Origin of the sequence: Cupriavidus sp. H19C3 (genome assembly GCF_049393815.1) — a bacterium.
Classification (GTDB): domain Bacteria; phylum Pseudomonadota; class Gammaproteobacteria; order Burkholderiales; family Burkholderiaceae; genus Cupriavidus.
On sequence record NZ_CP184985.1, the window covers coordinates 3237578 to 3250233 of the forward strand.

The 12656-nt window shown below is 66.6% G+C and carries 11 protein-coding genes; 2 read left to right on the forward strand and 9 right to left on the reverse strand.

Annotated elements, in window-relative coordinates; translation table 11 throughout:
• Window positions 1-6: 6 nt before the first annotated feature.
• From DFLDMN_RS14915 to DFLDMN_RS14930, 4 genes are all read right to left on the reverse strand, one after another.
• Window positions 7-1350: a sigma-54 interaction domain-containing protein gene (locus tag DFLDMN_RS14915; protein WP_423195696.1), complete on the reverse strand. Its 1344-nt coding sequence runs from the start codon at window positions 1348-1350 to the stop codon at window positions 7-9.
• Between the two features lie 81 nt (window positions 1351-1431).
• The gene (locus DFLDMN_RS14920) at window positions 1432-2397 is read right to left on the reverse strand and encodes a Bug family tripartite tricarboxylate transporter substrate binding protein (RefSeq protein WP_423195697.1); all 966 of its coding nucleotides are present in this window, start codon (window positions 2395-2397) and stop codon (window positions 1432-1434) included.
• A 59-nt stretch (window positions 2398-2456) separates the two neighbouring features.
• Window positions 2457-3665, reverse strand: a complete 1209-nt coding sequence (locus DFLDMN_RS14925; RefSeq protein WP_423195698.1) for a CaiB/BaiF CoA transferase family protein — start codon at window positions 3663-3665, stop codon at window positions 2457-2459.
• The gene (locus tag DFLDMN_RS14930) at window positions 3665-4144 is read right to left on the reverse strand and encodes a MaoC family dehydratase (RefSeq protein ID WP_423195699.1); all 480 of its coding nucleotides are present in this window, start codon (window positions 4142-4144) and stop codon (window positions 3665-3667) included. Before DFLDMN_RS14930 ends, DFLDMN_RS14925 begins: the two co-directional genes overlap by 1 nt.
• A gap of 200 nt (window positions 4145-4344) precedes the next feature.
• Here DFLDMN_RS14930 and dgcA point away from each other — a divergent pair, with 200 nt between their 5' ends.
• A complete protein-coding gene (gene dgcA / locus DFLDMN_RS14935; RefSeq protein ID WP_423195700.1) occupies window positions 4345-5334 on the forward strand; it encodes an N-acetyl-D-Glu racemase DgcA in 990 nt (329 codons plus the stop codon).
• A gap of 4 nt (window positions 5335-5338) precedes the next feature.
• On the opposite strand, the gene DFLDMN_RS14940 is transcribed toward dgcA, so the two are convergent.
• The 4 genes from DFLDMN_RS14940 to DFLDMN_RS14955 all read right to left on the reverse strand — a co-directional run bounded on the left by DFLDMN_RS14940 (window position 5339) and on the right by DFLDMN_RS14955 (window position 10023).
• Entirely contained in the window at window positions 5339-6289 is a 951-nt protein-coding gene (locus DFLDMN_RS14940; RefSeq protein WP_423195701.1) for a LysR substrate-binding domain-containing protein, read from the reverse strand.
• Window positions 6290-6334: 45 nt separating this feature from the next.
• Entirely contained in the window at window positions 6335-7510 is a 1176-nt protein-coding gene (locus DFLDMN_RS14945) for an acyl-CoA dehydrogenase family protein (RefSeq protein WP_423195702.1), read from the reverse strand.
• Between the two features lie 21 nt (window positions 7511-7531).
• The gene (locus DFLDMN_RS14950) at window positions 7532-8302 is read right to left on the reverse strand and encodes an enoyl-CoA hydratase/isomerase family protein (protein ID WP_423195703.1); all 771 of its coding nucleotides are present in this window, start codon (window positions 8300-8302) and stop codon (window positions 7532-7534) included.
• Window positions 8303-8517: 215 nt separating this feature from the next.
• Entirely contained in the window at window positions 8518-10023 is a 1506-nt protein-coding gene (locus tag DFLDMN_RS14955; protein ID WP_423195704.1) for an amidase family protein, read from the reverse strand.
• Window positions 10024-10232: 209 nt separating this feature from the next.
• Here DFLDMN_RS14955 and DFLDMN_RS14960 point away from each other — a divergent pair, with 209 nt between their 5' ends.
• A complete protein-coding gene (locus DFLDMN_RS14960; RefSeq protein ID WP_423195705.1) occupies window positions 10233-11132 on the forward strand; it encodes a LysR substrate-binding domain-containing protein in 900 nt (299 codons plus the stop codon).
• A gap of 46 nt (window positions 11133-11178) precedes the next feature.
• Here DFLDMN_RS14960 and DFLDMN_RS14965 read toward each other — a convergent pair whose 3' ends face one another.
• Window positions 11179-12654: an N-acyl-D-amino-acid deacylase family protein gene (locus DFLDMN_RS14965; protein ID WP_423198429.1), complete on the reverse strand. Its 1476-nt coding sequence runs from the start codon at window positions 12652-12654 to the stop codon at window positions 11179-11181.
• Window positions 12655-12656 lie beyond the last annotated feature (2 nt).

A 12656-nucleotide genomic window follows, 5' to 3' on the forward strand; every position in this document is an offset into this window, starting at 1 on the left:
GGCCCGTTACGCGGCGGCGATCTGGTCGAGCCGCTTGTACAGGTAGGACCGCGAAATGCCGAGCGCGGCCGCGGCGCGTTTCTTGTTGCCGCCGGTGCTTTGCATGGCCCGCAGGATGAGTTCGGTCTCGAGTCGGCTCTGTGCCTCGCGGATAACGCGCGGCCCGGCGATGCGCGGCGCCCCGTCGGGTTCCGCCGGCAGGGACGGCGCGGCCCAGTCGTCGAGATGGCGGAAGTCGTGCACATCGAGCACAGTGCCGTCGCCGAAGATGGCGGCACGCTCGACGGCATGCTGCAGCTGGCGGATGTTTCCCGGCCAGTCCATGGATGCGAGCCAGGCAAGCGCGCCCGCATGCACGCGCTTCCTTGCCACGCGGTGACGCGCGGCAAACGATGCCAGGAAGGTATCGACCAGCGCCGGAATATCGTCGGCCCGTTCGCGCAGCGGCGGCACCCTGAGCGTGACGGCGCTGATCCGGTAGAACAGGTCCAGGCGGAACTGCGTCGCGGCGATCATCGAGCGGAAATCGCGGTGGCTCGCCGAGATGAGGCGGAAGTCCGAGTGCCGTGGCTGGTCGTCCCCAAGCCGTTCGAAGCGGCCGTCCTGCAGGACCCGTAGCAGCTTCACCTGGGTGTCGACCGGCATATCGCCGATTTCGTCGAGAAACAGCGTACCCATGTCGGCGGCCTCGAACTTGCCCTTGCGGCCCTTGCGGTCAGCACCGGTAAAGGCGCCGCCCTCATAGCCGAAGAGCTCGCTTTCCACCAGGCTCGGCGGCATCGCCGCGGCATTCAGCAATACCATCGGCTTGCCGCATCTGCCGCTCAGGCGATGAATGGCGTGCGCCACCATTTCCTTGCCCGTACCGCTTTCCCCGATCAGCAGTACCGGCACGTCGAGCGGGGCGATACGCAGGATGTCGGCCTTCAGCAGCCGTACCGCGACGCTGTCGCCCACGATGTGATCGAGGTCGTACCGGGCACCGCCGTCGCCATTACCGTCGCCGCCGGTGTCGCGGGCGGAACCAGGATGTCCGTCGGTGGCATCGCTGCCCTCGGCCGTGGCGCACATCCGGCCAAGGCGAGCGAGGATATCGTCGAGGGCGCCGAGGGCGCCGGCCCGGCCGCTGCATAGCACCACGAACAGCACGCCGTCGGAGGACGGCATCGCGCCGACCACCACGGGCGTCCCGCCTTCGCTCAGCGAGAACATCTTCCGGACGGGCAGACGGCGTCGATCGGCCCACATCCGGGACAGCGGCATTGCGATGCGGCTGTCTCGCGCGATGCCGGTGGCAAGCAGCGTAGTCGCATCTGCGTCCAGTAACAGGACGCCATCTTTATCGTGCATGATGACACCATGCCGGGGCGGTTGGCTGAGCGGGCTCAGGGGCAGTAAGGTAAGCGTGTTGCGCGGTGGCGGCGGCGGGAACTATTGCTGCTCCATCTTTGCCGTCTTGATGATTTCCGCCCACTTCAGGGTCTCGCTGGCCTGGAACCTTGAGAGCTCCGCAGGCGTGGTCGGATACGGCGCGAGGCCACCGTTGTCGAGGATCTGCTGGACCTCGGCCGTGCGCAGGGCGCTTGTGATGAGCTGGTTGAGGCGTTCCTGAATCGCGGCCGGGATCTGCGCGGGGGCATAGGCCGCGAACCAGTACGTCAATTCATAGCCCTTTACGCCGGCCTCGTCGAGCGTCGGTGTGTCGGGCAGGAGTTTCGAACGGGCCCTGCTCGATACCGCCAGCGCCCGCAGCTTGCCTCCCTTGATGAGCGGCAGCGCGGTGGGAATGTCAGCCATCATCATTTGCACCTGGCCGCCCATCAGATCCTGCAGCGCGGGTGGGTTGCTCTTGTAGGCGATCGGGGTCACGTCGATGCCGGTCATGCTCTTCAGCAATTCCGAGGCCACCTGGCTCGACGATGTGCCACTGGCATAAGCAAGCTTGCCGGGCGCGGCCTTGGCGTCGGCAATCAATGCATGCACATCCTTCGCCGACGAAGCCGGGCTTACGACCATGACGAGACTGCCTTTGGCCAGCCCCGTCAGCGGCGTGAAATCCCTGACCGGGTCGTACGGCAGCTTGCGGAACAGCGATTGATTGGCGGCGTGGGTGGTGTTGGTGGTTATGAACACCGTATAGCCGTCTGGCGCGGCCTTCGCCACCGCGAGCGCGCCGATAAAGCCGTTGGCGCCAGGCTTGTTGTCCACCACCACGGCCTCGCCGGTTTCCCTGGCGATGCTGTTGCCGACCGCCCGCGCAATCAGGTCGGTACTGCTGCCAGCGGTAAAGGGCACCACAAAGCGCAGGGGTTTGCGCGGAAATTCGGCCGCCGCTGTGAGGAAAGGCATTGCACAGAGCGCGATGCCCGCGGCAAGGTGCTGGATCCGGGTTTTCATGATCAGTCTCCGTTATCTGTTTGTTGTGCAGGTCGCGCCGGTCGATGGCGCGCCTGATGCTACGTCGATCCTTGCGGTGTGCTGGCGCAGCCGACGCTTCGCAGCACTTCCTCGGTGTGCTCGCCCGGGCGCGGCGGTGGATATCGATGGTTGACCGGCGACGCCGAGAAGGTGATCGGATTGGCGGTCATGACGAGCTCGCCTTCCGAAGGGTGCAGGTAGGTCTGGAAGAAGTTCGTGCTGACGAGATATTCATCCTTCGGGAGCGCGTCGACGGTCTTCAGCGGGCCGCACGCGACATCGTGGCGGGCAAAGATCTCCATCCACTCGGCCGTCGACTTCGTCAGCAGGCGCTGGCCGAGGCAGCCGTAGAGCTCGTCGATGTTGCGCATCCGCGCGGACATGTCGGCGAAGCGGGGCTCGCGTGTCAAGGATTCCAGGTCCGTCGCCACCAGGAGCCGCCGCCACTGGATATCGTTGACGGCAAGCACGCAGATGTAGCCGTCGCTGGTGGGATAAGGCTTGCGATTCGGGGACAGCATGCGGCTATAGCCCAGCCTGGCGTCCTCGTGCCCGAATACGCCTTCCCACAGATGCTCGAAGAAGCAGAACTGCAGCATCGTTTCATACATCGGCACCTCGACCTTCTGGCCGGTGCCGCTGCGCTCGCGGTGAAACAACGCCATGGCGATCGACGAGGCAAGGACGTAGCCGCACAGCTTGTCCGCGATCACGGTCGGAAAATAGCGGGGGGCGCCGTCCGCGTCGCGGTTGAGATCGGCCAGGCCGCATGCGCCCTGGATGATGTCGTCGAACGCGGGAGCGTCGCGCCGGGGCCCGTCGCCCCGAAATCCCGGGGCCGAGGCATAGACGATGCCCGGATTGCGTTCGCGGATCCGTTCGTAGGTGATGCCGAGCCGCTCCGCGGCGCCGGGACGGAGACTGTGGACGAAGACGTCGGCGGTCTCCACGATCCGCATGAGGGCTTCCAGGCCCGCCGGTGTCTTCAGATCCAGCACGACGCTACGCTTGTTGCGGTTCATGATCAGGTAGAACGCCGACATGCCGGGGTTGCGCGCGGGGCCGTTATGCCGGTTCTGGTCGCCATCGGGCGATTCGATCTTGATCACATCCGCGCCCATGTCGCCAAGAATCTGCGTGCATACCGGGCCGAGGACGTTGATCGTGAGATCGACCACGCGCAGGCCCGCGAGCGGACCGCTCGGCGTGCGCTGCGGATCGAACACGTCGCTGGTTGCGGTTGCCATCACTGTGCTCCGTGACGTCCCTTGATCAGCCGCAACGGCGTGTAGGTCTGTACGATCTCGCCCCGCTGGTTGACGATATGGTTGCGCGTGCGCACGATGCCGAATCCCGGGCGGCTATTGCTGGCGCGGCACTCGAGGACCTCGCACTCGACGTGGATGGTGTCGCCCACCAGCACCGGTCCCTTGATATTGAGCTCCATGTTGAGGAACGCGAAGCCCGTGCCCTGCATCGTCGACTGCACGAGCAGCCCTTCGGCAAAGGCGAATACCAGCGCGCCGGGTGCCACCCGGCCTTGAATCGCGGATTCCCTCGCGAGGAACTCAAGATTGTTGAACAGGACTTCCTGCTGCCCGGTGCAGCCGATGAAATTGACGATGTCCGCTTCGAATACGGTGCGGCCGACGGTCTTGAAGGTCCGTCCCACCGGCAGGTCGTTCCAGTGGAAGCCAATCCCGACGGTCTCGATGTTTTGTGTCATGCTCCGGTCTCCTCTTGTGAAGCGTTGGCGTGCGCCGTTCGCTGCCGCCCTGGTGTCGCTCGATGGACGGAAGTATGAGAAGAGAACCGCGCTGCAAATGCTATGGATCCATTTGGGCGATTTATAGCTGACCATGCTCCAATCGAGAGATCCATCACGGCGATCCGAAGCGGCTCGCCTGCTACCGGAAGGCATTTCTGATGACGCAGCGCACCATGTGCATCGAGCACCGAATCTTCCCCATCCGCGGCGTGTTCCGCATCAGCCGGGGCGCCAAGACCGAGGCGCACACGGTCGAAGTGACGATCCGGGAGGGCGCTGTGATCGGGCGCGGGGAATGCGTCCCGTATGCGCACTATGGCGAGACGGTAGCCTCGGTACTCGCCGAGCTGCAACGTGTGCGAGATGACGTCGAAGCCGGCATGGACCTCACCGCGTTGCAGGCGGCGCTACCGCCGGGCTCCGCGCGCAATGCGGTCGACTGCGCGCTGTGGGACCTGCGTTCCCGGCTTACCGGGGTGCCGGTGGCCACTTATGCGAACCTGCCGGGGCCGCTGCAGCCGGTCACTACCGCGTTCACGATCAGCCTCGACACGCCCGAAGTCATGGCCAGGCAGGCGTTGGCGTGCGGGGATATGCCGCTCCTGAAGCTCAAGCTCGGTGGCGATGGCGACGATGCGCGCGTGCGGGCAGTGAGACAGGCAATGCCCTCGGCACGGATCATCGCGGATGCCAACGAGTCCTGGACTGTCGGACACCTGCACGCCTATCTGCGCGAATTTGCCGCGCTGGGTGTGGAGTTGCTGGAACAGCCGCTCCCGGCGGGCGCGGACGAGGCGCTGCGGATGTTTGCCAGCCCGGTCCCGCTGGCCGCGGACGAATCGTGTCGGGACGAGCGCTCGATACCGTCGCTGGTCGGTAAATACGCGTTCGCGAACCTCAAGCTGGACAAGGCCGGCGGGCTCACCGAAGCGCTGCGCATGGCGGCTACCGCGCGCGCGGCCGGCTTGCGTGTCATGGTGGGCTGCATGGTCGGCTCGTCGCTGTCGATGGCGCCTGGCATCGTGCTGGCCCAGTTCGCGGAAATGGTCCATCTCGATGGACCGCTCCTGCTGGCGCACGACGCCGAGCCAGGCTACCGCTATGAAGGTGCCACGTTGCGGCCGGATGCCGGCGTGTGGTCGTGCTGAGCGCCTAAGGCGTCGACAGGTTCCTGATCGCCGCTTTCGCCACGTCGAGCACGCGCCGCACGGCGGGGTCCTTCTCGCGCTTTCGCCATGCGAGGAACAACGGCAGGCTGAGATGCTCGCTGGTGTCCTCCAGATCGACCAGCGCGACGGCGCGGTCGGCAAAACGGCGGCAGTTGGCGGGCAGCAGTGACACCCCGAGCCCTTCGCCCACGAAGGGCAGGATGGTGGCCATCTCGACCACCTCGAGCGAGGTGTGGGGCTGAAATCCCGCGTCGGCGCAGGCCGCCAGCACGCGCGCGTTCAACGCCGGGGACCGTCGGTCGGGCACCATGACAAACACTTCGTCCCTGAGCGCCGACAGCGGCAACGTGGCTGCGCGAGCCAGCCGATGCGAGGCGGGCAGCGCGGCCACCATGCGCTGCTCATGCACGTGTTGCAGCGAAATGCCGGCAAAGCCATGGATCGCCTGGCGGATCAGGCCAACGTCCAGCTTGCCATCGCTCAGGCCGATCAACTGGTCGGTGGAGGTCGACTCGTGCAGCTCCAGCTTGATCTTGCCCGTGGTCTCCTGCAACGCCTTCAACACGGGCGGCACCACGTCGAACGAGGACGACTGGACAAAGCCGATGCGGCACAGGCCCTCGCGGCCCGAGGCGACCTCGACGGCGGTGCGCTCCACCTGGTCCATCAGCGCGAGGACGTCACGCGCCCCCTTGGCGTACGCTTCCCCCGCCGCCGTCAGTTCCACCATCCGGCTGGTCCGGCGCAGCAGTTCCACCCCCATGCTCTCCTCCAGTCGCTGGATGGCGATACTCAGCGCGGGCTGCGTCATGCGCAACTTGCTCGCGGCGGCGGTGAAACTGAGCGTGTCGGCAAGGGCAACGAAGTAACGGAGCTGCTTCAGGTCGGTATGCATGGGGCGCGCCGGCGCGCCGCCGGCAAAGGGCGGCGCCATGTCAGGATGCCTTATTGTAGCCAGCGCGATGTCGGCATCCGCGCGTCATGCGCGTCGCGGGGTCAGGAAGCTCCGGCCGATGAGCTGGCGGTGGATCTGATTGGTTCCTTCCCAGATCTGCGTAATCTTGGCATCGCGCATCAGGCGCTCGACGCGGTAGTCGCTGCAGTAACCATAGCCGCCGAGCAGTTGCACCGCATCGGTGGTGATCCGCATCGCGGCATCGGTCGCGCGCTGCTTGAGCATCGAGGCTTCGATGCCGAAGTCCGCCTCGCCGGCATCGATCAGTTCGCCGACCCGCCATAGCCACGACTCGCACAGCGCCAGTTCGCTCGCCATGTCGGCCAGCATGAACTGGATGCCCTGGAACTCGAGGATGCGCCTGCCGGATTGTCGACGCTCGTTGATGTAGGCGACGGCGTCTTCGAACGCGGCACGCGCGATGCCGAGTGCGTGCGCGGCAATGCTCGGACGCGAACGGTTGAGGGAACCAAACAGAATGCGCAGGCCGTCGCCTGGCGCGCCAACGAGGTTGGCCCGTGGCACCCGGCATGCGTCGAGCGCCAGGGTTGCCGTGCCCGAGGCGCGCGTCCCCATCTTGTGCTCGGTACCGACCACGCGCAGGCCATCGGTTCCCTTCTCGAGCACCAGGGCGGAGATCGCCTGGCGCGAGTCTTCGATTTCCGCCCACTTGCCGAACACCAGATAGAGGTCGGCAACATCGCCATTGGTGATAAAGGTCTTGCCGCCCTCGATGACGATATGGTCGCCATCGGGCGTGAAGCGCGTCTGCATGCCGGTCGCATCGGAGCCGGCGGACGGTTCGGTGATGGCGAGGGACGCCAGCGCTCCCCGGGCGATGCGTGGCAGAAAGCGATGCTTCTGCTCCTCGTTGCCATACTCGATCAGTGGCTTGGCCGCATGGAAGTTGGTGGCCCAGATGATGCCGGTCGATGCGCAGGCCTTGGCGATCTCGCGCACGCAGGCGAGGTAGGCGACAAAGGAGAGCGGCATGCCGTCATGGGCCTCGGGAATGAACATGGCATTGAGGCCGAGTTCGTTGATGGCCCTGACGTTGTCCCAGGGAAACACGCCAAGACGGTCATAGTCGGCCGCACGGGGTGCGATGCGCGTGGCGCAGAGGGACTTGACGCTGTCGAGCAACATGCGCTCCTCGGTGGACAGCGGCAGTCTGGCATCGATACGTTGCAGCAGGTTCATGGCAAGGGGGCGCGATCGCGATCATGCATCCTTGAACACCGGCGCCCGCTTGTCGAGGAAGGCACGCATGCCCTCCTCGGCATCCTGGGTCTGGTAGGCGAGCGTCGAGAGATCGGCCTCGATGTCGAGGCCCGCCGCCAGCGTGGTGTCCATCCCGCGTCTTACCGCCTCTCGCGCAAACCGCGAGGCGCAGCGGCTGAAGCCGGTAAATTCGGCCATAAAGGTCTTGCCCAGCTCGACGGGGTCGCCATCCGCCACCACCCGGTTGACCAGGCCCCAGCGCTCCGCCTCGATCGCGTCGATGGTCCGTCCGGACATCGCCAGTTCCAGCGCGCGCGCTTCGCCCACCAGGCGGGACAGGCGCTGGGTGCCCCCGTAGCCGGGAATCAGGCCCAGCTTGATCTCGGGCAGTCCCATGCGGCCGTGCACGGTGGCGATGCGGAACGTACACGCCATCGCGAGTTCCAGGCCACCGCCGAAGGCATGGCCGTGTATGACGGCAACCGACGGGATCGGCAGGTCTGCGAGCTTGGCGAAGGTCCGTTGCCCAAGCTGGGCACCGCGGCGCTGGCTGGCAAGGTCGCGCTCCAGCAATTCCTTGATATCGGCGCCGGCGCAAAATGACCTGGCACCGGCGCCGGTCACGATCAGCGCGCGCGCCGGCGACGCGGCGATCTGGTCGAGCGCATAGGAGATGGCTTCGATCATGGTGAACTGCAGGGCATTGCGCGCCTCCGGCCGGTTCAGGGTCAGGATGGCGTACTGCGCGTCATATCTGATATCAAACGACATGTTGTTCTCCTCGTCTGCCCGCATTGATGCAAAGCGTGTGCCACGACATGGCATGCGCCATGCACGGCGGCGCGTTGCTCGATGACAGGCGCGCTGGCACGGCCATGCGCCGTCATCGTCGAACCATGCAAGCTGGCGAGCTGCGCAGCCGCGGCGGTGTCCTCACCGTGTACGCGGCGGTCATGACTGTCGTCGCGGAGGACACGTCGAGAGGGTCACCCGCGCACCTGACCCGCCGATCGCCATGCAGGCGTGTGCGTGGGCGGCCGACGATGCCGCGTGACCTGCTCGAATGCCGCCGCCATCGCGAGCAGAGCGGCGTCGGTGCCCGCGCGTCCAAGCCAGGAGATGCCGGCGGGCACGCCGGCGGCGGTAAAGCCCATCGGCACACTGACTTCGGGCAGGCCGGTGGCGCTGGCAATATGCATGGCCGCCAGGGGTTGCGGGGCGCGGCAATGGAAGCTCGGGTCGTCCGGCATATCGAAGCGCGGCGAGGCGGGGCAGGCCTGGGTGGGAAAGACCAGTGCGTCGGCCTCATGCATGGCGAAGATACCCTCGACCACATGACGCACGCGTTGCAGGGCAGCCGCATCGGTCCCTGCTGGCTGGTCGCGGGTGGCGACGGCGTGCCGCAACGCCGCCAGCGTCAGCGGGTTGGTCGGGTGCGCGCTGGCGGCGGCGGTGGCGGCGGCGTCGATGCGGGCCACCAGTTCGGTCGCGCTGCGCGGACTGTGCTCCGGGCCATGCATGAGGTAGCGGTCCAGTTCGCGTGCCCACTGCGACCGGGTCATCTCTCCGAGCAGGTCTGCATAGAGACAAAGCAGGGCGTTGGGTAACCTGACCTCACACGTTGCGGCGCCGGCCGCTTGCATTGCCGTGACTGCCTGCGCAAACAATGCGTCGACTTCCGCGTTGCCGCCCCCGAGGTTCACGACGACCGCCACACGTCGCGATGCCAGGGTGGCGGGTTGCGCGCCGAAGCCATGACCGGGCGCCAGTACGTCCATGACCAGCTCGATATCGGCCACGTATCGGCCCATGGGGCCCACGGTATCGAAGGCGGACGCCAGCGGCAGCACGCCGGTGTTGTCGAGCAGCCCATGGGTGGGCCGCAAGCCCGCCAGCGCGTGCACGCATGCCGGGCCCCGTACCGAGCCAAAGGAATCGGTGCCCAGCCCGAACGCCGCAAAGCTGGCGGCGACCGCCGCGCCGGTGCCGCTGCTGGAGCCGCTGGCATTGCGCGACAGCCGGTATGGATTGAGCGTCAGGCCGCTGGCCGAGCTATAGCCGAAGCGGCCATTGGATGCCGCCAGTTCCGACATATTGGCCTTGGCCAGCACGAATGCGCCCGCGGCGCGCAGACGGGCCACGCACGCGGCGTCGGCATGCGGAAATGCCTGCGCCAGGGCAGCGCAACCGGCGGTGGTCGGCATGCCGACGGTGTCGATATTGTCCTTCACTACCATCGGCATGCCATGCAACGCGCTGCGTGGACCGCGCGTACGGCGTTCGTCGTCGAGTGCGCGCGCTTCCGCCATGAGCGTGGGGTGAATGCCGCTGATGGCGTTGATGGCGGGGCCGTTCCGGTCGAACGCATCGATGCGTGCGAGACATGCGGAGGCCAGCGCCTGGGCGCTGGTGCGGCCCGTGTGCAGGGCGGCCGCCAGCTCGGAGAGCGAGCGTTCGAAGGGGTCGAAGTCGGTATGCGGGTACGCGGTCATGCGGTGTCTCAAGCGGTGACGGGAGGCGCTGGATGAAATGGTTGGATACGAAGGCAGCCGAGTCAGGGCTGGTCCGCCCCGCTGGCATGTTGTCGACCTGCGGCGCCGCGGGCAATCGACGTTTTGTCGTACGTTCTTTCCTTCGCGGAATAAATGGCCGACAATCTGCGCGTGTTCCCCGCTACCGTGTCCCCATCACGTCCCCTCGCATGAAGAGCACCACCGGTCGTCATCTGCCCGCGCTCGCGAACCTGCTCGCCCTGGAAGCGACTGCCCGTCTGGGCAGCGTCACCGGGGCGTCCGGGGAGTTGTGCCTGACGCAAAGCGCGGTGAGCAAGCAGATCACCGAGCTGGAGGACTTTCTGGGAACGCGCCTGCTCAACCGGCGCAAGGGGGCGGTGGTACCCACGCCGGTAGGCGAGGAATACCTCAAGAGCGTGCGCAAGGTGCTGGCGATGCTCGAAGAAGCCACGCTCGAGGTCCAGTCCGGCCGTGCGGCCGGTGGCCGGCTCAACCTGTCGGTGCCAGTATCGCTGGGCAATATCTGGTTGCTGCCGCGGCTGCTGCGATTCGCCAAGGAACAACCGCATATCCAGCTCAACGTCACCACCAAGGTCGGCCCGGTCGATCTGGAAAGCGCCGCGCTCGACGCGGCCATCATGTACTGCGCGGGGCCGCCGCCGCGGCATTTCGCGCGCAAGGTCATGCCGCTGGAGCTTTATCCGGTCTGCGCGCCCGACCTGTTGCCCGGTGGCGGCACGCTGGCCAGGGCATTGAAGCGCCTGCCATTGCTGCACCAGAACGCGGCGCTGGAAGCATGGCCCGCCTATCTGCGGCAGATGGGCGTCAAGCTGGAGAACCCCGACGACGGGCCGCGCTATGGCCTGCTGACGATGGGGCTGCAGGCTGCCGTGAGCGGCATGGGGGTGGCGCTGCTGCCGGACTACGTGGCCGGTGACGACATTCGCGCGGGCCGCCTGCTGCGCCTGGGGTCGGTGCCGTACGTGTCCCCCAAGTCCTACTACTTCGTTTGCCTCGAAGAGAAACTCGACAGTCCGGCGATGCAGACGTTCATTGCGTGGCTGCAGGAACAAGGCGCCAGCGAGTAGTCGGCGGTTGGCCGGAGGCGCGCCGGCGCGGTGCCGCGCCAGGCGGTCAGGCCGGTGCGGCGGCGCTCGCACCGGCCCGTGCGTCGGTCTTGACCAGCGTGGACGTGACGAAGCGCCCGGGACGGGCGCTGACGGGAACGCCATCGCACAGCGTCGCCACGCCCGCCACCAGCACATGGCGCACGCCCACTGCCGGCTGCCGCGGATCTTCGAAGGTGGCGCGATCCTGGATCGTGGCGGGATCGAACACGGTGATGTCCGCGACATGGCCGATGCGCAGTTCACCGCGGCGTTCGAGCCCAAAGCGTTGGGCCGCCAGTCCCGTCATCTTGTGTACCGCGCGTTCCAGCGGAAACAGGCCCAGCTCCCGCGAGTAAAGGCCAAGCACGCGCGGAAACGTGCCCCACAGCCGCGGATGCGGCGTCTCGTCGGATGGAATCCCGTCGGAGCCCACCATGGTGTCCGGGTACGCGAGGATATCGCGCACGTCGCCTTCATCCATGATGAAGTACACGGCTCCGCCCGGCAGCAGGGCCTGCGCAACTTCCCGGCGCGGACGACCCCATTCCTCCGCGAGGTCTTCCAGATAGCGCCCGGCGGCCTCGGGATGCGTGGCCGACCACGTGATGAGAATGCGGTCGCATTGCGTGACGCGCTCGGGGCGCAGCATGGTGGACGATGCCGCATAGGGATAGCAGTCGAGGCAGAGCGGCATGGTGCGAGCCAGCTCGCCGATCTGGGCCAGCGTTTCGCGACTGCGTCCATGGTTCTGCTTGCCGACCAGCTTGTGATGCGAGATCACCGTGGAGACCCCGAGTGCCTTGCCGATGCGCGCGGTTTCGTCGATCGACTCGCGCACCCGGTCGCTTTCGTCGCGCATATGCGAGACCAGCACGCCACCGAGGCGTCGCATCGGCTCGCACATGCGCACGATTTCGTCTTCCGGCGCGGCCGAGGACGGCGGATAGAAGGTGCCGGTCGACACGCCGATCGCGCCCTCGCGCAGCGCGGTTTCCACATCGCGGCGCATCAGCTCGGTCTCGTGCGCGCTGGCCGGCGCGACCAGTTGCTTCACGTGCCGGGCGCGCAGCGTGGATTGACCGACCAGCACCGCGACGTTGACGGCTGCCGGATGTTCGGCAAATGCTTCGCGGTAGGCCTGCACCGATTCGAACCGGTAGCCGCCGCGCATGATGTCGAGCGGCGCCGGCGGGATGGTGTCGGTCACCAGCGGAAACAGGCTGATGCCGCAATTGCCGGCGATGATGGTGGTGACACCCTGGGTTACCTTCGACAGCATCTCGGGGGACTGGAACACCATCCAGTCGTCGTGCGTGTGGGTGTCGATGAATCCTGGCGCCACCGCGAGTCCGCGCGCATCGATTTCGGTTTGCGCGTGCGCGCCGCCAAGATCGCCGATCGCTGCGATTTCGCCATGACGGATGGCGATATCGGCGGTGCGCCGCGGGGCGCCGGTGCCGTCGATCAGGTCGCCATGGCGAATGATGAGGTCGTATTGCATTG

Bases quoted from the DNA above. Each gene is read 5' to 3' on its own strand.
- DFLDMN_RS14915 (WP_423195696.1), bottom strand. From the start codon at position 1,350: ATGCACGATAAAGATGGCGTCCTGTTACTGGACGCAGATGCGACTACG.
- DFLDMN_RS14920 (WP_423195697.1), bottom strand. From the start codon at position 2,397: ATGAAAACCCGGATCCAGCACCTTGCCGCGGGCATCGCGCTCTGTGCA.
- DFLDMN_RS14925 (WP_423195698.1), bottom strand. From the start codon at position 3,665: ATGGCAACCGCAACCAGCGACGTGTTCGATCCGCAGCGCACGCCGAGC.
- DFLDMN_RS14930 (WP_423195699.1), bottom strand. From the start codon at position 4,144: ATGACACAAAACATCGAGACCGTCGGGATTGGCTTCCACTGGAACGAC.
- dgcA (WP_423195700.1), top strand. From the start codon at position 4,345: ATGACGCAGCGCACCATGTGCATCGAGCACCGAATCTTCCCCATCCGC.
- DFLDMN_RS14940 (WP_423195701.1), bottom strand. From the start codon at position 6,289: ATGGCGCCGCCCTTTGCCGGCGGCGCGCCGGCGCGCCCCATGCATACC.
- DFLDMN_RS14945 (WP_423195702.1), bottom strand. From the start codon at position 7,510: ATGAACCTGCTGCAACGTATCGATGCCAGACTGCCGCTGTCCACCGAG.
- DFLDMN_RS14950 (WP_423195703.1), bottom strand. From the start codon at position 8,302: ATGTCGTTTGATATCAGATATGACGCGCAGTACGCCATCCTGACCCTG.
- DFLDMN_RS14955 (WP_423195704.1), bottom strand. From the start codon at position 10,023: ATGACCGCGTACCCGCATACCGACTTCGACCCCTTCGAACGCTCGCTC.
- DFLDMN_RS14960 (WP_423195705.1), top strand. From the start codon at position 10,233: ATGAAGAGCACCACCGGTCGTCATCTGCCCGCGCTCGCGAACCTGCTC.
- DFLDMN_RS14965 (WP_423198429.1), bottom strand. From the start codon at position 12,654: ATGCAATACGACCTCATCATTCGCCATGGCGACCTGATCGACGGCACC.